Annotated in this window: 18 protein-coding genes; 9 read left to right on the top strand and 9 right to left on the bottom strand. The window is 40.9% G+C overall.

Annotated features, from left to right (window positions below; translation table 11 throughout):
* Positions 1-292: 292 nt before the first annotated feature.
* The 3 genes from ACTJJG_RS00285 to abaQ are packed head-to-tail and all read right to left on the bottom strand — an operon-like array spanning position 293 to position 4,191.
* Positions 293-1,867, bottom strand: a complete 1,575-nt coding sequence (locus ACTJJG_RS00285) for an aldehyde dehydrogenase (NADP(+)) (RefSeq protein WP_032063330.1) — start codon at positions 1,865-1,867, stop codon at positions 293-295.
* A 10-nt stretch (positions 1,868-1,877) separates the two neighbouring features.
* On the bottom strand, positions 1,878-2,876 hold the full coding sequence (gene araD1 / locus ACTJJG_RS00290; RefSeq protein ID WP_032063329.1) for an AraD1 family protein: 999 nt from the start codon (positions 2,874-2,876) through the stop codon (positions 1,878-1,880).
* Positions 2,877-2,886: 10 nt separating this feature from the next.
* Positions 2,887-4,191 (bottom strand): multidrug efflux MFS transporter AbaQ, encoded by a 1,305-nt coding sequence (gene abaQ, locus ACTJJG_RS00295; protein ID WP_032063327.1) that lies wholly within the window; start codon positions 4,189-4,191, stop codon positions 2,887-2,889.
* A gap of 169 nt (positions 4,192-4,360) precedes the next feature.
* Between abaQ and ACTJJG_RS00300 the strand changes: the two genes are divergently transcribed.
* Together ACTJJG_RS00300 and ACTJJG_RS00305 are read left to right on the top strand one after the other, a co-directional pair.
* Positions 4,361-6,094 (top strand): IlvD/Edd family dehydratase, encoded by a 1,734-nt coding sequence (locus ACTJJG_RS00300; protein WP_032063326.1) that lies wholly within the window; start codon positions 4,361-4,363, stop codon positions 6,092-6,094.
* 83 nt (positions 6,095-6,177) lie between these two features.
* Positions 6,178-6,894: a FadR/GntR family transcriptional regulator gene (locus ACTJJG_RS00305; protein WP_005069141.1), complete on the top strand. Its 717-nt coding sequence runs from the start codon at positions 6,178-6,180 to the stop codon at positions 6,892-6,894.
* A 67-nt stretch (positions 6,895-6,961) separates the two neighbouring features.
* On the opposite strand, the gene ACTJJG_RS00310 is transcribed toward ACTJJG_RS00305, so the two are convergent.
* Both ACTJJG_RS00310 and ACTJJG_RS00315 read right to left on the bottom strand, forming a co-directional pair.
* The gene (locus ACTJJG_RS00310) at positions 6,962-7,756 is read right to left on the bottom strand and encodes a TorF family putative porin (protein ID WP_032056029.1); all 795 of its coding nucleotides are present in this window, start codon (positions 7,754-7,756) and stop codon (positions 6,962-6,964) included.
* Between the two features lie 80 nt (positions 7,757-7,836).
* Positions 7,837-8,751, bottom strand: a complete 915-nt coding sequence (locus tag ACTJJG_RS00315) for a LysR family transcriptional regulator (RefSeq protein ID WP_032056028.1) — start codon at positions 8,749-8,751, stop codon at positions 7,837-7,839.
* A 100-nt stretch (positions 8,752-8,851) separates the two neighbouring features.
* Here ACTJJG_RS00315 and ACTJJG_RS00320 point away from each other — a divergent pair, with 100 nt between their 5' ends.
* The 7 genes from ACTJJG_RS00320 (at position 8,852) to pcaD (ending at position 15,304) form a co-directional block, all read left to right on the top strand.
* Positions 8,852-9,958, top strand: coding sequence for a muconate/chloromuconate family cycloisomerase (locus tag ACTJJG_RS00320; protein WP_025465977.1), 1,107 nt, complete (start codon positions 8,852-8,854; stop codon positions 9,956-9,958).
* 23 nt (positions 9,959-9,981) lie between these two features.
* Complete coding sequence (gene catC, locus ACTJJG_RS00325) at positions 9,982-10,272, top strand: muconolactone Delta-isomerase (RefSeq protein WP_017386076.1); 291 nt, start codon at positions 9,982-9,984, stop codon at positions 10,270-10,272.
* Between the two features lie 160 nt (positions 10,273-10,432).
* Positions 10,433-11,353 carry a catechol 1,2-dioxygenase gene (gene catA, locus ACTJJG_RS00330; RefSeq protein WP_032056027.1) on the top strand — a complete coding sequence of 307 codons (921 nt, stop codon included), beginning with the start codon at positions 10,433-10,435 and terminating at the stop codon, positions 11,351-11,353.
* A 134-nt stretch (positions 11,354-11,487) separates the two neighbouring features.
* Entirely contained in the window at positions 11,488-12,159 is a 672-nt protein-coding gene (locus tag ACTJJG_RS00335) for a 3-oxoacid CoA-transferase subunit A (protein ID WP_005069060.1), read from the top strand.
* Between the two features lie 18 nt (positions 12,160-12,177).
* On the top strand, positions 12,178-12,831 hold the full coding sequence (locus ACTJJG_RS00340) for a 3-oxoacid CoA-transferase subunit B (RefSeq protein ID WP_005802097.1): 654 nt from the start codon (positions 12,178-12,180) through the stop codon (positions 12,829-12,831).
* 468 nt (positions 12,832-13,299) lie between these two features.
* Positions 13,300-14,514, top strand: a complete 1,215-nt coding sequence (pcaF, locus tag ACTJJG_RS00345; RefSeq protein ID WP_032056026.1) for a 3-oxoadipyl-CoA thiolase — start codon at positions 13,300-13,302, stop codon at positions 14,512-14,514.
* 10 nt (positions 14,515-14,524) lie between these two features.
* Positions 14,525-15,304, top strand: coding sequence for a 3-oxoadipate enol-lactonase (gene pcaD, locus ACTJJG_RS00350; protein ID WP_002120942.1), 780 nt, complete (start codon positions 14,525-14,527; stop codon positions 15,302-15,304).
* A gap of 57 nt (positions 15,305-15,361) precedes the next feature.
* On the opposite strand, the gene ACTJJG_RS00355 is transcribed toward pcaD, so the two are convergent.
* From ACTJJG_RS00355 to feaR, 4 genes are all read right to left on the bottom strand, one after another.
* Entirely contained in the window at positions 15,362-16,849 is a 1,488-nt protein-coding gene (locus ACTJJG_RS00355; protein WP_002121058.1) for an NAD-dependent phenylacetaldehyde dehydrogenase, read from the bottom strand.
* Between the two features lie 33 nt (positions 16,850-16,882).
* Positions 16,883-18,100, bottom strand: coding sequence for a hypothetical protein (locus ACTJJG_RS00360; protein WP_081318615.1), 1,218 nt, complete (start codon positions 18,098-18,100; stop codon positions 16,883-16,885).
* Between the two features lie 144 nt (positions 18,101-18,244).
* Positions 18,245-20,560: a primary-amine oxidase gene (gene tynA / locus ACTJJG_RS00365; RefSeq protein WP_081318593.1), complete on the bottom strand. Its 2,316-nt coding sequence runs from the start codon at positions 20,558-20,560 to the stop codon at positions 18,245-18,247.
* Positions 20,561-20,768: 208 nt separating this feature from the next.
* Positions 20,769-21,683: a transcriptional regulator FeaR gene (feaR, locus tag ACTJJG_RS00370; RefSeq protein WP_032063724.1), complete on the bottom strand. Its 915-nt coding sequence runs from the start codon at positions 21,681-21,683 to the stop codon at positions 20,769-20,771.
* Positions 21,684-21,719: the final 36 nt, after the last annotated feature.

The raw sequence follows: 21,719 nt of genomic DNA on the forward strand, positions 1-21,719 counted from the left end.
ATTCAGAAACCCAAGTTGGGATATGCACACAGGCTTGTAAGACCAGCCGAGCCTGACTAGAAGCTAATTGATTAAAAGTTTCGAGTTGCATATCCGCTCCAATTTAATGCATTGTCTGACTGGTCTGACCAGATACATTAAATTAAGCAACAAATATGCCAGTTTAAATGAGATAGGCTTTTTAATAGTTATACATACAATAGAACTTTATGTAGACTTTTGAACACTATCCTTAAGGATAGAAAACAACAATAAAAAAAGAGACCCGTTTGTGGCCTCTTTTTTAAATTGATTAGATTGCTTCTCTGGTCATCTCACCATTCACCAATCTTAAAATCTGCAACGGGTTGCTGTCTTTTAAAGCCTCTGGCAATAAATTTTGTGGATAGTTCTGGTAACACACAGGTCTTAAATAACGGTCAATGGCCAAGGTTCCAACTGAAGTACCTCGGGCATCTGAAGTGGCTGGGTATGGCCCCCCGTGTACCATCGCATCACAGACCTCAACACCTGTTGGGTAGCCATTTATAAGTAATCGACCAGCTTTTTCCTCTAGCACAGGGACCACATCTGCAAACTCGATTAAGTCTGCTTCGTCGGCAATTAAAGTCGCTGTCAGCTGTCCATTCATGCTTTGTAGCGCCTGAATGAGTTGAGCTTTATCTTCAACTTCAATGATGACCGTGGTAGGCCCAAAGATTTCTTCTTGTAAAAGCTGGTCACCCGCCAGTAAAAGCTCAACATCAGCTTTAAAGAGTTGTGGCTGTGCCTGATTGTCTTGTTGAGTATTGCCAGCCAAGTGTTCAATGCCTTGATGCTCGGTTAAGTGCTCAAGACCAGCGGTATAACTTTTTAAGGTTCCGGCATTCAGCATAGTCTGTGCAGGTTTGCCACCTATAATTTCGGTTAGGTTACTAATGAGCTGATTAAACTCGGCTGATTTAATTCCCAAGATTAAGCCCGGATTGGTACAGAACTGACCACAGCCTAAAACCACTGAATCAGCCAAGTCCTGTGCAATTTTGTCACCACGGTTTTTTAAGGCTTCTGGCAACATCAGCATCGGGTTAATGCTACTCATTTCAGCAAATACGGGAATTGGTTGTGGACGGGCTGCGGCCATGTCACATAAAGCGCGACCACCACGAAGTGAACCGGTAAAACCCACAGCCTGAATTAAAGGATGTTTCACTAAAGGTTCACCCACGCCATTACCGTAGATCATGTTAAATACACCTTTTGGCATACTTGATTTTTCTACGGCACGCTCAATTGCCTGAGCTACAAAATCTGCTGTCGCCATATGTCCACTGTGGGCTTTCACCACCACAGAACAACCTGCGGCGAGTGCCGAAGCAGTGTCACCACCTGCAGTTGAAAATGCTAAGGGGAAGTTACTTGCCCCAAAGACCGCAACAGAACCAACACCGATTTTAATCTGACGCAGGTCTGGACGTGGTAAAGGCTGGCGCTCAGGCAAAGCGGTATCAATACGGGCACCTAAAAAATCACCACGGCGTAATACTTTGGCAAACAGGCGCATTTGTCCACTGGTACGGGCACGTTCACCTTGCAAACGTGCCAGCGGTAAAGCGGTTTCCTGTGAGACAATTTCAAGAAAATCTGTACCTAATGCATCGAGTTCATCGGCAATATTTTCTAAAAAGGTAGCGCGCTGTTCAGGTGATGTATGGCGGTAAGTTTTAAACGCTTGACTTGCTGCTTCACAAGCTTGATTTACTTCTTGCTCGGTTGCATGGTGAAACTCATAAGGTAGAGCCTCACCAGTCGTAGCATGAATGCTTTTTAATAAGGTTGTACCTTGTGCGCTGCGTGAACCGCCAATAAAGTTGTGTCCAATGACCATTTTAAATTCCTTAAAGAGTAATAACTGAACCAATCGGTAGCTCTGGTTGGGTATGGGCTAGTTTGTTTTTAAGAGGAAGACCGAACTCTTTCATCTCTATTTCAAACTCATCGTTGACTTGCGCTTGAATACCGTCGGCAAAAGACAAAGTGGCTGTACCGAAATAGTGAATATGAACATCCCCTGCTTTTAAGAATTGTTGATACTTAAAGTGGTGATATTCCAGATTTGCCAAGCTATGACACATATTGTCTTCACCCGACAAAAATTCTTTTTCCCAAATGATTTGTCCATCACGGCGTAAGCGGCTGGTTCCCACTAAATGTTTCGGTAATTCGCCTGTTCGTAAAGCTGGACCAAAACTACAAAAACGTAATTTTGAATGCGCCAGATATAAATAATTACGACGTTCCATCACATGGTCAGAATATTCATTGCCCAGCGCAAACCCGATTCGGTAAGGCTTTAAGTCTTCTCCAATCACATAGAGGCCTGCGATTTCAGGTTCTTCGCCGCCATCTTCAGCAAATGGGGGTAAAGGTAATTCAGCTCCCGGCCTTACCACAATTGAACCGTCGCCTTTATAAAACCATTCTGGCTGCGCCCCGATCTGACCTTGTGCTGGACGCCCCTTTTGTAGCCCCCATTGAAATATCCGCATGGTGTCGGTCACCGAGCTGTCATCGCTTAAATTTTGTTGATGCATTTTGTCGCGTGCAGATGCAGAACCTAAATGGGTTAAGCCTGTACCGGACACTAAACAGTGTGTTGGGTCTGGATGGTCTAAAGGCGGCAGTACCTTTAAGTTTGCTAATAAAGATGAATAATCATAGGTCTCCGCTTCAAAGCCTAACGCCTCAATTTGTCGTTCCAATGAAATTTTATTGCGGATTGCCAAAAGTGCTAAATCACGAACCGATTGAATATCTTTAACCGGATATGCCATGTTGCCTTCTACTTTGGCGACGGCACGTTGATTTGCACGATTTTCAAATTGAATAATTTGCATGTTTTATTCCTTACAAAGGCTTTTGAATATTCACTGTTTGTGTTTTTTGACGTTCGAGCTTGGCATACACGATGTAGGTCAGAATCAAGCCAAAAAGCATAACGATAGATAAGAAATACAAACCAGCAGCCATATTTCCCGTGTATTCTTTTAAAAGTCCGATACCAAATGGCCCGACATAGCCACCTAAATTTCCAACAGAGTTAATTAAGGCAATACCAGCCGCTGCACTTGCACCTGTTAAGAAACGGCCAGGTAATGTCCAAAACACGGCAGTTGAAGAAAATAGGCAGAACGCAACCACAGCCAAAGCAGCCAACTGCATGACTGGAGAATTTAGCCAACCACTTAAAAACATTGCACAAGCGCCTAGTGCGTAGAGAAAACTTAAATGTCCGTAGCGGTCATTTAGACGATCGGTACTACGTGGAATAATTAACAAACCAATAATTCCAAAAACGTAGGGAATGCTAGATAGGAAGCCAATTTGAAGATCAGTACCACCTCCAAATTGCTTAATAATGGTAGGAAGCCAAAGATTTAAACCATAAATACTTAAAGTCACTGGTAGGTAATACAATGCCAATAAAAGTACGCGTTTGTCTTTTAAGGCATGCAGTGGATTGGCATGTCGGGTTTGGTCATATTCGGCTTCATCTTTAACAAGTTCATTTGTAAGCCATTGTTTTTGTTCAATACTCAACCATTTCACTTTATCAATATTATCTGGCAACCACAGGAATGTCGGTAAAGCCAATAAAACCGCGGGCAAGCCAACTGCAACAAACAACCATTGCCAGCCGTGCAAATTTGCAATGCCATCCATTCCAAGTAATAGACCCGCTAAAGGCCCTGCAATCATCATGGCAATCGGTTGTGAAAGCACAAACATTCCCATGATTTTTCCGCGATGCCGCACCGGATACCACTGTGTAATTAGGTATAAAACACCAGGGAAAAAACCTGCCTCAGCTACACCAAGTAAAAACCGTAACAGATAAAAACTTTTAGGGCCTTGAATGAGCGCCATGGCCATGGTGATGAGGCCCCATGTTAATAAAATGCGGGTAAACCATTTACGAGCACCAAATTTGTCTAAAAGCAAATTACTTGGAACTTCAAAAAGAAAATATCCAATAAAAAATAAGCCAGCTCCTAGACCATAGGCAGCATCACCAATTCCAACATCTGCACCCATATGCAAATGGGCAAATCCGACAGCGGCCCGATCAATGTATGCCACCAGATATAGTATGACTAATGCAGGTATCAGCTTAAACGTGACCGTCCGTATTACATCCTTTTCGAAATCCATGTTCGACTCCATTTCCTATTATTTACTTATAGAGCATCTTGCTCGTAAATTATCCTTTTAATTTAAAATATAGTAATACTATTTAAATTTCAAACCTTTTAAAAATAAAATTTATGGTGTATTTTTAAATTAATTAATTCTAATAGTAATACTATATAGGGAAATTTGTATGAATAACAAACAAGTTCTTCGCTCGGCTGCCTGGTTTGGTACAACGGATAAAAATGGCTTTATGTATCGCAGCTGGATGAAGAACCAAGGAATTCCAGATCATGAGTTTCAAGGCAAACCGATTATTGGAATTTGTAATACGTGGTCTGAACTCACCCCATGTAATGCGCATTTTCGAAAAATTGCCGAACACGTAAAAAAAGGGATTTTAGAAGCGGGCGGCTACCCTGTTGAGTTTCCTGTGTTTTCAAATGGTGAGTCGAATTTACGTCCCACCGCCATGTTTACACGCAACTTGGCTAGTATGGATGTGGAGGAAGCTATCCGTGGTAACCCTATTGACGGCGTGGTGTTACTAACAGGTTGTGACAAAACCACCCCTGCATTATTAATGGGAGCTGCAAGTTGTGATATTCCAGCCATTGTAGTGACTGGCGGTCCCATGTTGAATGGTAAGCACAAAGGCAAAGATATTGGTGCAGGTACTATCGTTTGGCAAATGCATGAAGAGTTAAAAGCAGGCAAAATTGATTTAAATGAATTTTTATCTGCTGAGTCTGGTATGTCGCGCTCGGCTGGTACATGTAACACCATGGGCACAGCTTCTACAATGGCCTGTATGGCTGAAGCCCTAGGCACTTCTTTACCACACAATGCAGCCATTCCAGCGGTAGATTCGCGCCGTTATGTGCTGGCTCATCTGTCTGGTATGCGTATTGTTGACATGGTTCATGAAGATTTACGCCTTTCTAAAATCTTAACCAAAGAAGCTTTCGAAAATGCCATTAAAGTCAATGCAGCTATTGGTGGTTCAACCAATGCAGTCATTCATTTAAAGGCAATTGCCGGACGTATTGGGGTTGATTTACAACTCGATGACTGGAACCGTGTCGGCCGTGGCATGCCAACCATTGTTGACTTACAGCCTTCGGGTCGTTTTTTAATGGAAGAGTTTTATTATAGCGGCGGTTTGCCAGCCGTGATTCGTCGTATGGGTGAAGCCAATCTTTTGCCACATCCACAGGCTTTAACCGTAAATGGTCAAGGCATTTGGGAAAATTGTCAGCAATCACCTATTTATAACGATGAAGTGATTCGGAAAATAGATAATCCAATTCGACAAGATGGCGGTATGTGTATTTTGCGCGGTAATTTAGCGCCTAAAGGTGCGGTACTTAAACCATCTGCTGCCACACCTGAACTGATGAAACACCGTGGTCGTGCAGTCGTATTTGAAAACTTTGATGATTATAAAACCCGTATTAATGACCCAGACCTTGATGTCGATGAAACTTGTATTCTAGTCATGAAAAATGCCGGCCCTAAAGGCTATCCGGGCATGGCCGAGGTTGGAAATATGGGCCTACCACCAAAAATTTTAGCCAAAGGCATTACCGATATGGTTCGTATTTCCGACGCACGTATGAGCGGAACAGCGTATGGCACGGTGGTTTTACATGTTGCCCCTGAAGCCATGGCTGGCGGACCTTTAGCTGTAGTTCAAAATGGTGACTTTATTGAACTCGATGCCTATGCAGGTAAACTTCACCTAGAAGTAAGTGATGAAGAACTTAAGCAACGTCTTGAAAATTTAGCACCATCAGCTCCACCAAGTTTTATTGGCGGTTACCGTAAGCTCTATGTAGAACATGTTTTACAAGCCGATGAGGGCTGTGATTTTGATTTCTTGATCGGTTGCCGTGGCTCAGAAGTTCCACGTCATTCTCATTAATATTTATTCTTGAAAAAGATGATCTTGTTAAAACACAAGGTCATCTATACCATAGGATATTCAACATGTCGTAATAGTGAAATATGAGTAAAGCTGACTATAAAAATCCTATTCCAAGCAAAAGCCAACATGCATTAATTGTTCAACAATTGGGATTAAAAATTGTTTCTGGAGAAATTTCAGAAAATGAAAAGCTCCCGAGTGAAGTTGATTTATGTGAGGAATATAAAGTCAGCCGCCCTGTCTTTCGCGAAGCAATCCGTGTTTTAAACGCTAAAGGCTTAACTTACTCAAGACCCAAAATTGGAACTGTGGTGAGACCGAAAGAAGAATGGCATTTACTCGATCCAGATGTATTGTTTTGGTTGATTCAAACCACGCCTGAACACGAATTTTTTAAAACACTTTCTACCGTACGACGCGTTTTGGAACCAGAGCTTGCTTATATTGCGGCAAGTACGGCAAACGAAGAAGATATTGAACGTATTAAACATGCCTATGAAGGGATGGAAAAAGCGACAACAGTTGAAGAATTTATAGAGCCAGATATTCAATTTCATTTGGCAATTGCCAAAGCAACTCATAATGACTTGCTGGCTTATATGTCAAAAATGTTGGTTTTACCTTTGCAGCAATCCATTCAAGTCACTAGTCTGCGCCCAAATTTACAAGGCCATTCACTACCTAGACATAAAGCGATTTTAACCGCAATTGAAAATAAAGATCCGCTCTCGGCTCGCCATGCTTCACTTGTTCAGCTTGATGACACCAAAATGGCTTACGATTTAATTAAAAAATAATCTTTATATATTCACTATTTAAAGCCTGATGCTCAAAATAAAGTCATCAGGCTTTTTTATTTATAAATTAGAATACCTTTTTAACTGAGACAGTAAATGTCGAATCAATCGGATTTGAAATTGGCGCATCATGTTCACCATTACTATACTTTTTATAGAAACCATCTTTGTCCCAAGCTTTGGCATACGCTAAACCAGTAGTCCAGCCATCCCCTAAATCCTTAATCAGCTCGATTTTCATATCTTGAAAGTTAGCTTCCGAGAAATTTTTAATTCTTTCATAGCCATAGTGAGCACCAAAAGTCCAAGACTCATTGATAGGCTGAGTAAAAGTTAGATCTAGATAAGTTGTTCCTCGTGAACGTTTACCTGCTGGGCCACCCATCGTATCTGAGTTATAGCCTGCATAATCTGGAGTGTAGGTAATGAAATATTTAAGAGTCAAAGGCCCATAACCAATTTGAGGCACAATTTCGCCATAGTTATAACTGGTACTCCCTGTTTCAGGTGTACTTTTAGCTCCTGGATAATAGTAATAAAAAACCGTCATTCCAGCTGAAAACTTATCAAAAGTTTTTATATAACCTGTGTAAAAATCCCACTCAACTGAAGCATCACGAAGATAGTTAGAGCTTACATTCGATGCCCAAGTCCCCACAAATAATCCATTCGGATTTGCATAATCTAGACCAATTTGTAAAGCAGGCTTGCCCCAAGTTTGTTGAAAACCACGTGAAATATATTGACTTGCGAAGGTTACATTAGCACTGTATGGAGAAATTTGTTCTTGTTCATTTAATTGTTCAGCATGTACAACACCAGTAGACATAATAAGAGAAGCTATCCCTAAAATTTTTCTCATCTAATAATCCTTTTAAATATTACCTATAGGTTTAAAGTTTTAAAATAACATGATAATTCAATTTAAAACTTATTAAAAAGTTATAAATTTAAATTTCTGGATACTTCTTCTTCGCTATAGATCTCTTCAATACAATCTAAGATTTTAGGAATATATGAACTTTGGTCCATATTGCGCATCGATAGAGAAATGGGACTATAGGCTTCTAAGTCTAAGATATTTAAATAAGTTAGATTCTTCATTCCAATATCACAGGCGCTTTCTGGAATAATACAAATACCCTCTCCAGATGCCACTAAGCCAAGAGCCATATGAATTTCGCGGACTTCAGTCAGTTTGGCGGGAACAAGACCTAATTTGGTAAATAAAGCTTGAATAGTGGTCGAAAAATTCGGCTTAGGTGTTGTGGGATAAGAAAAAATTGTCTCATTGATAATTTGAGATAAATAAATTCCTGATTCTTGGAGCTCACTTAAAGGATGTTTTTTATGAATCGCGAGTTTTAATTTTTCTTTTCGAAGTAGAAGTCGCTTAATGGCAGGATCGCTAATAGGTAATCGACCAAAACCTAAATCGATTTTGCCTAACTTTAAAGCTTCGACCTGATCTCGTGTACCACATTCAATAAGCTCGACATGAATGTCAGGATTTTTTTGTCTAAATAGATAAATGACCTGCGGTAATCGCCCGTAAAGAAGCGAACTCACATAGCCAACTTTAACAACATTCTCGACCAGCTTCATTTTTTTAGCCATAGAAGCTGCTTGAGCCGTATGCGTTAGAATTTGTACTGCATGTTGGTAAAAAAACAGCCCTGCTTCTGTCACTTTTAATGGACGCGACCCTTTCACAAACAAATCAATACCTAATTCTTCTTCTAGTTTTTTGATTTGACGCGTGAGCGGTGGCTGGGCAATAAAAAGTTTCTCAGCGGCTTTTGTCAGACTTTGTTCTTCAACAACGGTAACAAAATAACGTAGATGTCTTAATTCCATTAATATACCTTTTTAGTATCTTAAAATACCGTTCTATATCTATTTTAGGCTATTACATTCTTCTATGGTATGTAAACAAGTTTGAAATAGTTGAAACTTCATGTATAGAACCATAGAAACCATACTTGTGGATATTCCAACTATCCGTCCTCACCAGTTGTCTGTAACTACCATGCGTACTCAGACTTTGGTGCTCGTTAAAATTACGACCACGGATGGTATTGTAGGTTGGGGTGAAGCGACCACCATTGGTGGACTGAACTATGGTGAAGAAAGTCCTGAAAGTGTCAAAGCCAATATTGATACTTACTTTGCACCATTACTCGCATCAGTTAAAGATTTAAATGTTGCTCAAACACTAAAACTGATTCGTAAGAATATTAATGGTAACCGTTTCGCGAAATGTGCCATTCAGACTGCTCTACTTGATATTCAGGCAAAACGTTTAGGCGTGCCATTAAGTGAAGTTTTAGGTGGCCGTCTGCGCAATAGTTTACCTGTACTTTGGACGCTCGCGTCTGGTGACACAGAAAAAGATATTGCTGAAGCTCGAAAAATGATTGAGTTAAAACGTCATAACACGTTCAAACTCAAAATTGGTTCACGCCCTTTGCAACACGATGTTGATCATGTGATTGCAATTAAAAAAGCACTCGGTGCAGATATTAGTGTACGCGTTGACGTAAATCGTGCATGGTCAGAGCTGGAATGTATTCAAGGTATTCAACAGCTACAAGATGGCGGGATTGATTTAATTGAACAGCCTTGTGCTATTCAAAATACTGAAGCACTTGCTCGCCTCACCCATCGTTTTGATGTCGCAATCATGGCGGATGAAGCTTTAACTGGTCCTGACAGCGCATATCGTATTGCAAAAAGTCATGGTGCAGACGTATTTGCCGTGAAGATTGAACAATCTGGTGGTCTGATCGAAGCGTGTGAAGTTGCCAAGGTTGCAGGTTTGGCTGGAATTGATCTTTATGGCGGCACTATGCTTGAAGGCCCTGTAGGTAGCATGGCTTCTGCTCATGCGTTTGCAACCTTTGAAACATTAGCGTTTGGTACTGAATTATTTGGTCCGTTATTGCTTACCGAAGAAATTCTGAAAGAACCGCTACGTTACGAAAACTTTGAATTGCACTTGCCAACGGCTCCCGGCTTAGGCATTGAAATTGATGAAGATAAAGTCGAGAAGTTACGTCGTTGAGGCAATAGGATAAGGAGTTTCCCATGTTATTTCATGTACGTATGGATGTGCATATTCCACTTGATATGCCAGCCGACAAAGCAAATGAAATTAAGGCTGTTGAAAAAGCCTATTCGCAAGAATTACAGCGTCAAGGCAAATGGCGTCACATCTGGCGAATTACAGGCCAGTACTCAAACATCAGCATTTTTGATGTCGAGAGCAATGAAGAGTTGCACAATATTTTACAGGGGTTACCACTTTATCCTTATATGAACATCGAAGTGATGGCGCTTAATCGTCACCCGTCTTCTGTTCGTGATGATGATTCGTAAACCAAAAGAATTTTTTAAATGTGATCTCTGAAGTCCATTTAAAAACCAAGCAGATTATTCAGAAGGTAACAAGGAACGTGGCGGCACTTATTCGCTAGCAAAACAAAATGCCCGCAGCGCTGCCACCCAAAACCGTATTGCATACTTAAGGAGTTTTAGTATGAACCGTCAACAAATTGATGCGCTTGTAAAACAAATGAATGTCGACACTGCAAAAGGCGAAGTTGATGCACGTGTTCAACAAATTGTAGTGCGCCTTCTCGGGGATTTATTTCAAGCCATCGAAGATTTAGACATCCAACCTTCAGAAGTATGGAAAGGTTTGGAATATTTCACAGATGCTGGTCAAGCAAACGAACTTGGTCTTTTGGCAGCTGGTTTAGGTTTAGAGCACTATCTTGATTTACGTGCAGATGAAGCTGATGCAAAAGCTGGCGTTACGGGTGGCACACCTCGTACCATCGAAGGTCCACTTTATGTTGCTGGCGCACCTGAATCAGTTGGTTTTGCGCGTATGGATGATGGTACTGAAACAGGCAAAATCGATACCTTAATTATTGAAGGTACCGTAACTGATACTGATGGCAATATCATTGAAAATGCCAAAGTTGAAGTATGGCATGCCAACAGTTTAGGTAACTATTCATTCTTTGATAAGTCTCAATCTGACTTTAACTTACGTCGTACTATCTTGACTGATGCCGATGGTAAGTATGTTGCATTAACCACTATGCCAGTGGGCTATGGATGCCCGCCAGAAGGTACGACTCAGGCCCTTCTTAACAAATTAGGCCGTCATGGTAACCGTCCATCTCACGTTCATTACTTCGTTTCTGCACTGGGTTATCGCAAACTGACTACTCAATTCAACATTGAGGGTGATGAGTACTTATGGGACGACTTTGCTTTCGCAACCCGTGATGGCTTAGTTGCAACAGCAGTTGATGTAACTGACCCAGCTGAAATTCAACGCCGTGGTTTAGATCACGCTTTCAAACACATCACATTTAACATCGAACTTGTTAAAGATGCCGCTGCTGCTCCTTCAACTGAAGTTGAACGTCGTCGTGCTAGTGCTTAATTGAAAGTATATGTGAGTTAAAAGTTCGCTTTTGACTCACAAAATTTATTCCATTTATTACTACCATTAAGAATTTAAATAAATTTTTAGCGGTAGTAGTACATCACGTTACCTCATGCTCTAAGGTTTCTCACATGATTGACAAAAGTAAGTCCTCACTAAGCGAGGTTCTATCGCAGATTAAAGATGGTGCAACCATTCTGATTGGTGGTTTCGGTACCGCAGGACAACCCGCTGAACTCATTGATGGTCTTATTGAACTCGGTGTTAAAGGCTTAACCATTGTCAGCAACAATGCCGGTAATGGTGACTATGGTCTGGCGAAACTGCTTAAAGCAGGTTCAGTTAAAAAAGTCATCTGTTCTTTCCCACGTCAGTCAGATTCTTATGTATTTGATGAATTGTATCGTGCCGGAAAGGTTGAACTTGAAGTGGTACCGCAAGGTAATCTGGCGTGTCGTATTCAGGCAGCTGGTATGGGCCTAGGCGCTGTGTTTACCCCAACAGGCTTTGGAACACTTTTGGCTGAAGGCAAAGAAACCCGTGAGATTGATGGGAAAGATTACGTACTTGAGTATCCGATCAAGGCGGACTTTGCCTTGATTAAAGCCTACAAGGGTGACCGCTGGGGCAATCTGGTTTACCGTAAATCTGCACGTAACTTTGGCCCAATCATGGCGATGGCTGCGGATGTCACTATTGCTCAGGTTTCTGAAGTGGTTGAGCTAGGTGGTTTAGACCCGGAGCACATCATCACCCCAGGTATCTTTGTACAGCATGTTGTACAAGTAGCGCCAGCACAGTAAGCAATAAGGAGAAATAACATGAGCTACCAGAAACTCAGCCGTGACCAGATTGCACAACGTGTGGCGCAAGATATTCCCGATGGTGCCTATGTGAACCTAGGCATTGGCTTACCAACCAAGATTGCCAGCTACTTACCTAACGATAAAGATATTTTTCTTCACTCTGAAAATGGCCTATTGGCTTTTGGCCCACCACCAGCGGCAGGTGAAGAAGACCCAGAACTGATTAATGCGGGTAAAGAGTTTGTGACCATGCTTGAAGGTGGTAGCTTTTTCCACCATGGCGACTCGTTTGCGATGATGCGTGGTGGTCACCTTGATATTGCGGTACTTGGTGCATTTCAGGTTGCTGCGAATGGCGACTTGGCGAACTGGCACACGGGTGCACCCGATGCGATTCCTGCTGTAGGTGGTGCGATGGATTTAGCTGTGGGTGCCAAGAAAGTATTTATCACCACAGATCATGTGACCAAGCAAGGTGAGCCGAAGATTGTGGCTGAGCTGAGCTATCCGGTTACAGGTAAAAAATGTGTTGACCGTATTTACACGGATCTTTGTGTGATTGACGTGACCAAAGATGGTTTAAAGGTGATTGAGAAAGTTGAAGGTCTTAGCTTTGATGAGTTACAGGCTTTAACGGGTGCAACTTTGATTGATGCAACTCAAGGGTAAGGTTTATACAGCCCCCAATTACTAGTGAAAGCAAAAGTTTTTTGTATAAGTAATGCCTTACTTTTTAAGGATAAAAAGTAACAAAAATCCTTTGTTACTCAGACACAACATCCCTGTTGTGCTGAGCAACGAGGCGACATCCATGTCGCCATCGCGAAACACAGAATGGAACTCATTGAATACGGTTCTTGCTTATTAATTTGGTTTTTACCGTAATTCGCTATTGTGACAGGCGACATGGATGTCGCCCGTTGGACAGGGAGGCATGGAAGCCTCCTCTGTTCAACAAAGGTTTTTGGTTACTTTTTTAAAAAAGTGACAAGAATTAGCTACTGGCATTTGACTCAACACGATAAGACTCTGTCATGTCTACTTTTAACTTAGTAACCATGATGATCGCCAGCAAACTCTGGAAAAGTCTAACGATGTGGCAATGACAGCAATAGATTTCAAAATGGAAATGTAAGAATGAAAAACGCTTATATCATCGATGCCATCCGTACTCCATTCGGCCGTTATGCCGGTGGCCTTGCACCTGTCCGTGCCGATGACCTTGGTGCTGTGCCGATTAAAGCCCTCATGCAGCGTAACCCAAGTGTAGATTGGGAACAGATCGATGATGTGATCTATGGTTGTGCTAACCAAGCCGGTGAAGATAACCGTAATGTCGGCCGTATGTCAGCACTGCTTGCAGGTTTACCGTATCAAGTACCGGCAACGACCATTAACCGTTTGTGCGGTTCTTCACTCGATGCGATTGCCATTGCTGCCCGCGCCATTAAAGCAGGTGAAGCGAATTTGGTGATTGCAGGTGGTGTGGAAAGTATGAGCCGTGCACCCTATGTGATGGGTAAGTCAGACAGTGCCTTTGGCCGTAGCCAGAAGATTGAAGATACCACCATGGGCTGGCGTTTCATTAACCCTAAACTTAAAGAATTGTATGGTGTAGATACCATGCCCCAGACTGCCGAAAACGTCGCTGAACAGTTCAACGTTAATCGTGCAGATCAGGACCAGTTTGCCTTGGTGAGCCAACAACGCACCGCAAGCGCGCAAGCCAAAGGCTTTTTTTCTAAAGAAATCGTGGCAGTTGAAATCCCTCAGCGTAAGGGTGATGCTGTGGTGATTGATATCGATGAGCATCCACGTGCATCAACCACGCTTGAAGGTTTAAGCAAACTTAAACCTGTGGTTAAAGCAGATGGCACAGTAACAGCAGGAAATGCTTCAGGCATTAATGATGGTGCAGCAGCTCTACTGATTGCTTCTGATGAGGCAGTTCAAGCTTACAATCTAAAACCACGTGCCAAGATCATTGCTTCAACAGCGGTCGGTGTAGAACCACGTATTATGGGTTTTGCTCCGGCACCAGCCATTAAAAAATTACTTAAACAAGCCAACCTGACTTTAGAGCAGATGGATGTAATTGAGCTCAATGAAGCCTTTGCTGCACAGGCTTTGGCCGTGACCCGTGATTTAGGTTTGCCAGATGATTCTGACAAGGTAAATCCAAACGGTGGTGCCATTGCTTTAGGTCATCCACTTGGTGCATCAGGTGCACGCTTAGTCACTACAGCCTTAAACCAGCTTGAACAAACAGGTGGCCGTTATGCCTTGTGTTCAATGTGTATTGGTGTGGGACAAGGCATTGCTTTGATTATTGAATGTGTTGAAGCACTTTAAGGAGAAACAAATGCCATCTTTTCAATCTGCCGATGCACAAATTAACTATCAAACTTTTGGCGAGCCATCTTTCCCTGCTCTGGTATTTTCCAATTCTTTGGGCACCAACTATGGCATGTGGCAAAAACAGTTTAATGAGTTAAAAGATCAATTTTTTGTGATCTGCTATGACACACGTGGTCACGGTTCATCATCTACGCCTGACGGTCCATATACTGTAGAGCAATTAGGTGAAGATGTTGTCCGTTTACTGGATCATCTAAATATTAGCAAAGCTGCTTTTTGTGGAATTTCTATGGGTGGTTTAACCGGTCAATGGCTGGCAATTCACTACCCTGACCGGTTTAGTCATGTGGTTGTGGCAAATACTGCCGCTAAAATTGGACAAGAACAAGCATGGCTTGACCGTGCAAAATTAGTACGTGAGCAAGGTTTACAACCGATCGCAGCTACAGCAGCCTCGCGATGGTTTACAGATCCCTTTATCCAAAGTCATGCTTCAATCGTCAACAACCTATGTAACGACTTAAGTGCTGGCAGCGCAATGGGTTATGCCAATTGTTGTGAGGCTTTGGCTAAAGCGGATGTCCGTGAGCAGTTAAAAGACATTAAAATTTCTGTATTGGTGATCGCTGGAACTCAAGACCCTGTAACGACTGTTGCAGATGGTGAGTTTATTCAGCAACGCATTCCACAATCAAAACTTGCAGAAATAGATGCCTCTCATATTTCCAATGTAGAGCAACCAGAAGCTTTTAATAAAATCCTAAAGGATTTTTTATTAGGTTAATTTAATGATTCAAAAAAAATGGCCTATAAAGGCCATTTTTTTATATCTCGTAGAAACTTAATACCGAATCATCACCGATTTTAATTCGGTGTAATCTTCAATAAATGCATCTGAAAACTCTCTGCCAATTCCTGAAGCTTTCACGCCGCCAAATGGAACTGAAGGATCTAAGAAAGTATGCATATTGACCCACAAGGTGCCTGCTTCAATTTTAGGAATTAATCGCAAAGCTTTAGACAAATCATTTGTCCAGATACTTGCGGTTAAACCAAAGCGTGACTGGTTCATCAGTTGAACGAGTTCTTCATCAGTTTCGAATGGCATTATCCCGACCACCGGACCAAAAGTTTCCTCTGAAAATAAAGGATCATCCGTATTTTTGAAGGAAATCAAAGTCGGCTGTACAAAATATCCTGATCGATCTAGAGTCTCACCACCGGCAATAATCTGGTTTTTGGCTTTAGCCATATCTAAATAATGTTTCACTTTATGAAAATGTGGCTGATTAGAAAGTGGACCAAACATACTTCCTTCATCCATAGCCGATCCAATTTTGAAACTAGAAAGTGCTTTCGAGAGTTTCTCGACCAGTTCATCATATTTTGCACGGTGTACAAAAAAACGCTCTGGGGATGCGCAAACTTGACCTTGATGTACAAAAGTTGCTTGCAACAAAGTCGGTAAAATCTCATCAATATTTGCATCGGCCAAAACAGCTATGGCATTTTTACCACCCAGCTCCAGACTTACACGGGTTAAATCACTGCTCATCGCAAGTTTACCAATCGCAATACCTGTTGGTACTGAACCTGTAAACGAGACTTTCTTAACGAGCGGCGACTCAATTAAATATTGTCCTGTCTCCCCCTTACCCGTAACCACATTAATTACACCCACTGGAATACCTGCCTCAATGGCAAGTTCAGCTAAGCGTAATAAAGATAAGCTGGCAAACTCACTTGGTTTAAGCACAATCGTACAACCAGTGGTTAAAGCTGAACCAATTTTCCAAACACCAATCATCAGTGAAAAATTCCAAGGCACAATCCCTGCAACCACGCCAATAGGCTGTCTTAAAGTAAAGGCTGTATATTTTTCACCTTGCATAGAAGGAATAGACGGTTGCATGGTTTGACCATTAATTTTAGTTGCCCAACCCGCAAAATATCTTAAGAAAATAACGGATTGTGCGACCTCAAGATGACGGGAAATATTGATAAGTTTTCCGGTAGACAAAGTTTCAAGCTGTGCAAGTTCTTCACCATATTGCTCAATTAAGTCTGCTAGCTTGTTCAGTTTAACGCCACGTTCATACGGCGTTGTTTCAGCCCAAGCATTTTGAAAAGCATGTTCAGCACTTTTTACCGCACTATCTACATCTTGTTGACTACCAATACTAATTTGAGCAACCACTTCTTCAGTCGATGGATTCACAATATCCACTTTATCTAAAAGCTCGGCAGCAACTAATTTTCCATCAATAAAATGTCCATGTTGACGCGCCATAAATTGCTGTACGCTTTCTAAAATCTGAACTTCACTCATTTTTATTTCTCTCAATTCATTTAAAAGGATTTATTAATAGATGTATTGCAAAATTAACTGCGCATACACATTGGTCTTATCATCGTAGTTTTGAGTACCACCACTATGGATATCGTGTTTCGGTTTATAGAGCCCAACTAAAGGAATAACATTGAATTTTTTATTGACCGACCAGACTGAAAAGACATCTAACTCATGTCCATCTACATTAGTTAAAGATTTATTTACTGTTTTGAACTTATAGGCCAAAGCACCCAACATAAAATTTTCTTTCAAATTCATCATGTAAGAAACTTGATGAATATCGGCATTTTTATTGAATGGACCAGCATAATTTCCGGCAACTTCGCCCTGAAACCATGTACCAAAGCCGACTGTATTTCCATAAAACATAGTGTCATATTGGTCTGAAAAATGGCTAAAACGGTAGCCTAATGAGGGTGTATATTTTGAAGATAAAAAGTTATAGTTCAGCGCTAAGTAGCCAGCATTTTCGTGGCTATCTTTTTTATCTTGAACTACAAACTCAGTCTTAACTTGCAGCTCTGGCAAAGGTTGATAATTTAAACGTAAAGCATAATTTTTAAGATCTTCGCGCCCTGAAACGTGTTCAGCATCTTCAAGATCCAATACATTTAAATAGGTAAACCCAACGCCCTTATTTTTAAGCTGATACATCAGATCAGTCACAAAGAGTTCTGGGGAAAATTGTGCTTTATTGTCCGATTTTAAATAAGCCAGCTTTAGCGTTGTATTCTCTTGCGGTTTGTATTGAAGCAAACTTGTAAAATCAAAGCTTCGACGAGCTGCCAGATAATATGCTCCGCCCCGATCTAGTGTGCCGTCCGCAGGCACTTTTCCTAGGTTTAACGCATCACCCGCAATAAAGAACCCATCACCAATCATGATATTTTGTCGACCAATACTTAAATCATAAGTCATCAACTCATCTTTATTGGTACCGTCTTTAAAACCAATGATCCATTCATTCACATCTGTTTTACGTTCTTTGCCATTACTATTTTGGCCTGCGTCACCATCACCAAATGTTGCCGAGCTAATACCGCTCAAGCTTGCATAGAGCTGATTGTTTTTAAAGGTGTAGTTTCCCTTCGCACCATATTTAAGATGACCTTCTTGCCAATTGACTATTTCATCATCTAGGTTTTCGCCGTTATAGCTTTTACCGCTACTAAAAGCTCCAAAAGTTGCTTCAAAAGTTGGCTTAATTTCAAGCTCACCAGCATGCACAGTTGAAAAAAATGAGACAAAGAGAGTCCCTCTCACAACCTGAGAAAATAAATTTTTCATTGAGAAATTCCTTTTTTGCGAACGGCCTAACCGTGCTCAAGTGTGGGTAATCGATTCGTTACCCACTCTAGATCATGCACCCGTTTAGTGATGGTCGTGCTGAGTGTTTTGCTCTTCTTCACCCAAGTTTAAAGTCGGGGTGCTGTCAAAGAAGTTCCAAGGTTTGATGAGTGTATTCACCCATTCTGTTGGCATGATTGGCCACTCTTCAGCACGTGCCACATGGGTTGTGCCTGTTGTCATCCACACCACAAGGTCTTTATTTTCAATATTCTCATTGTTGCCAATGAACTGTCCTAACCCTGTATCATGAGTTGAACGGTTTGAATATTTCCCTTCAGGATAGCGTTCGTCTGGATTGTACTGAGTCACCCAAATTTGCTTATCCATAAAGTTCAAACGTTTAAATAACCATTCATCTTTAGAGAAATTGGCTCCTTTTGCTACAGGGTGTGTTCCACCTGCAAAAGGAATGAGTTGATAAGAAACCGGATTACCTAGTTTATTTTCTTTGTTGAAATTCGTGAGTAAGCGAATAGTGGATGGATCAAATTTTTCAGCTGCATTTTGCTCATTCGTAATGACTTTACTGTCAATTTGCATTGAGCTTGTACGGACACCACTTTTGTCATTGGCTTTCACCACAGGGTCCATATGCATAAAGCTGTTGTTTTCCCCATCTACATCCATGTCTAAGCGGAAGTTATAGATGTGCTGATGCGTTGTACCCACAATATTATGGTCAATTAAAGTTCCATATTTAGTGTCTTCTTTTGCGGTACTGTCATGCATGGTGCGTGATTTAACACCTTTAACAGCTTCAATACCTGTTGCACCCGCATTAATCCCAATTACACCATTTTGGGCAAATACCCAGTCAAACATGTAATCGTAGTTCCCCACTGTACTAATCCAGCGCACAACAAGTTCACGGCGGGCTTCACTCGCATCTTGGTTGCCAAAAATTTCGTGATGTTTATATTCAGGCCCAGCATAACGTTCAAATACAGCAATCGCATTTGGAATTACTTGTGGTTGGCCTTTATAGTCTGCAATCACAGCATCAAGTAAAACAGCGTTGTCTGGTGCATCTGTTCCCGGAAGAATAGATGAGGTAAGTGTTCCCATACCATATTCGCCAGAATCTAAATAGGATTTGAAGTACCAACCGATATCCGGGTCGCCATATGGAACCACCATTCCACCCAAGTTCCCTTCATACATGACTTTACGCTTAACGCCTTTATCTTTATAGGTCACGGTTGAAAGCTGTAAGCCAACACGAGAGTCTAAGGCCACATGCAAACACCAGTTGCCCCAATGTATGGTTTGACCTGTAATGCTAAAGTTCTTACCCTCAGGTTCAGTAATATTGAGTGGTTTTAGCTTACTTGGTACTGGCTTATTCGACATATAAGGTCGATTTGCCATTGGTACAGGAATGATTGAACCTTCTTCAATCTTAATAATTTTTTCTTTATCTAAATCGACTACGGCAACTAAATTTTCAATCGGATGCGCCCAGTAGTTACCATCACCGACATCAAGGTAAGCAACAACTTTTAATATATTGAGTTGTTTGTCCAAACCATCTTTACCGCCAAAATATCCAACAGTTAGCGGTGTAGCAATCACTTTCTTCACATCGGTAATGCCGCGTTTCCGTAAAGCTTCCTGATATTCTTTACTTGTCTCAATTACACGCTGTACGGCTTCAAAATTATCGAGCAGCACCATTCCATGAGTGTCTTTAAGTACATTCCATTTGGTGACTTGTTGAGTGTTAAGATTAACTTCACCTTCAATCGCTTGACTCCCCTTTAACAAAATAAAAGAGGCAATACGATCTTCTTTAAATTCTTTGTGATTAATAAAGTAATCCCAAACTTTTGCTTTTTCAGGCTCTTTAAGCTTTAACTCGGCAAAACGCATATTTTTATAGGCATATTTCGAGCGGTTAATCACATCAAATGTCTTTTTAATTTCTTCGGAATTTAAGCTATTGAGTGGATGAAACGTATTTTCAATTTTAAAAGTTTGATCTAACCCAGACTGGAATACTTCATTAAAAAAATCTTTTCCAATAACAGGTTTACCATCTTTAATCAATAAAGGCACGCTGAGCTTGAAAGGTTTGCCATTTATCAAAACCTGATCTGAATTAGGTTTAGCTCGAACTACCATAGAGCCTTTGGTAATCATATAAGTATTAGTAAAATCGTCTTTGACAACTTTAGCACCTTGCTCACTCATGTTTTGATAAAGTGAGACCATTTCGGCCTTGCCACCATGCGCAAACGCTTGAGTATTGAGTCCCCAAAAGCTTGCAGCGATTGATAAGTTAAGTGCCAGTATTTTTTGTATGTCATTCAATAATCGTTGTTTACGCATTGGTTTCATCCTTTTCATCTATCCCTGAACTATCTGAATCAGACAGTTAAAATGCACTTCCTGTGAGTGAAATTCATTAGACTAACTTAATAGTTTTATGGTTATTAAGCTTATCTAACCTGCTCTAATGAATTTAATTTCAACACAGTTACATAGGGCTAGCTTGTTCAAGAATGACGTCGAATTTGTCTAAAAATGACATTGAGAGATGAAAGATTTAAACCGGCATACCCTCTCTAAATTCTTTAGGAGAGATACCATAGGTCTTTTTAAAGATCTTTGAAAAATGAGCGCCGTCCCAGAAACCCCACTTCAAGGCAATTTGGGTAATCGAGCTTTGTTTATTTCTTTTATCAAGCAAATCTGCTTTGACTTTTTCGAGGCGTTTGAGCTGTATATATTTGTTAATAGATAAATTTTCTTGAAGAAATAAACGGTAGAGATGACGTAGCGACACCCCAATGTGCTCTGCAATTAATTTAGGTGTTAAATCGGGTTTTGCTAAGTTTTCTATAATATAGCGCTCGGCTTTTTCCATCAGATTATTGGAGCTATTAATATTCTTATAATTGATTGTAGGTTTAATTAGGGCAATTAACGCATCTTCAAAAGCATTACCATCTTCCGTTGCATACCAAAGCTTAATGTTTTCAGCAGACATATTTTTCAAAATATTTTTAAGTAAAAAGCCGCTCATATTTTGTGTAATCAGTTTCCCAAAATATTCGGTACTAATATTTTCTTTAAGTAATTTTTCACGCGACAGGTGCACTGAAATCTGACTTACCAAACCTTGCGGATACATCGAAATCGTTTCGACTGGGTCGACCAACACAATATCGCCTTCATTTAGGCTTAAAGTTTCATTTTTATATTCGAGCAGCATTCTTCCCGAATACTGCAAAATCAAAAAACAAAAACGATTATTCACTCGATCAATTTCATCGGCTTTTCGGACAATTTTATTGGCATTGTTTTTAATAAAAGCAATTTCAGTATCGCCCAATAAAAAGCACTGAACTTCACCAATGAATAAATTACGGGTTCCGTCAAAATCGGTTTCAAAATTGCCGCACACACTTTTAATGTGGTGCGTCCATGTGAGTAATGCATCGCTTACATATTGGTTCATCCCTTACCTCTCTATACATGTACCACCGCTCAAAAT

The sequence above is a fragment of the Acinetobacter sp. 22512 genome, assembly GCF_052044755.1.
Taxonomy (GTDB): Bacteria; Pseudomonadota; Gammaproteobacteria; order Pseudomonadales; family Moraxellaceae; genus Acinetobacter; species Acinetobacter pittii.

Coding starts and splice junctions, on each gene's coding strand:
- feaR (WP_032063724.1), bottom strand. CDS start 21,683: ATGAACCAATATGTAAGCGATGCATTACTCACATGGACGCACCACATT.
- ACTJJG_RS00300 (WP_032063326.1), top strand. CDS start 4,361: ATGAATAACAAACAAGTTCTTCGCTCGGCTGCCTGGTTTGGTACAACG.
- ACTJJG_RS00310 (WP_032056029.1), bottom strand. CDS start 7,756: ATGAGAAAAATTTTAGGGATAGCTTCTCTTATTATGTCTACTGGTGTT.
- ACTJJG_RS00315 (WP_032056028.1), bottom strand. CDS start 8,751: ATGGAATTAAGACATCTACGTTATTTTGTTACCGTTGTTGAAGAACAA.
- ACTJJG_RS00340 (WP_005802097.1), top strand. CDS start 12,178: ATGAGCTACCAGAAACTCAGCCGTGACCAGATTGCACAACGTGTGGCG.
- catC (WP_017386076.1), top strand. CDS start 9,982: ATGTTATTTCATGTACGTATGGATGTGCATATTCCACTTGATATGCCA.
- ACTJJG_RS00285 (WP_032063330.1), bottom strand. CDS start 1,867: ATGGTCATTGGACACAACTTTATTGGCGGTTCACGCAGCGCACAAGGT.
- ACTJJG_RS00355 (WP_002121058.1), bottom strand. CDS start 16,849: ATGAGTGAAGTTCAGATTTTAGAAAGCGTACAGCAATTTATGGCGCGT.
- araD1 (WP_032063329.1), bottom strand. CDS start 2,876: ATGCAAATTATTCAATTTGAAAATCGTGCAAATCAACGTGCCGTCGCC.
- pcaF (WP_032056026.1), top strand. CDS start 13,300: ATGAAAAACGCTTATATCATCGATGCCATCCGTACTCCATTCGGCCGT.
- abaQ (WP_032063327.1), bottom strand. CDS start 4,191: ATGGATTTCGAAAAGGATGTAATACGGACGGTCACGTTTAAGCTGATA.
- ACTJJG_RS00320 (WP_025465977.1), top strand. CDS start 8,852: ATGTATAGAACCATAGAAACCATACTTGTGGATATTCCAACTATCCGT.
- ACTJJG_RS00305 (WP_005069141.1), top strand. CDS start 6,178: ATGAGTAAAGCTGACTATAAAAATCCTATTCCAAGCAAAAGCCAACAT.
- tynA (WP_081318593.1), bottom strand. CDS start 20,560: ATGAAACCAATGCGTAAACAACGATTATTGAATGACATACAAAAAATA.
- ACTJJG_RS00335 (WP_005069060.1), top strand. CDS start 11,488: ATGATTGACAAAAGTAAGTCCTCACTAAGCGAGGTTCTATCGCAGATT.
- catA (WP_032056027.1), top strand. CDS start 10,433: ATGAACCGTCAACAAATTGATGCGCTTGTAAAACAAATGAATGTCGAC.
- pcaD (WP_002120942.1), top strand. CDS start 14,525: ATGCCATCTTTTCAATCTGCCGATGCACAAATTAACTATCAAACTTTT.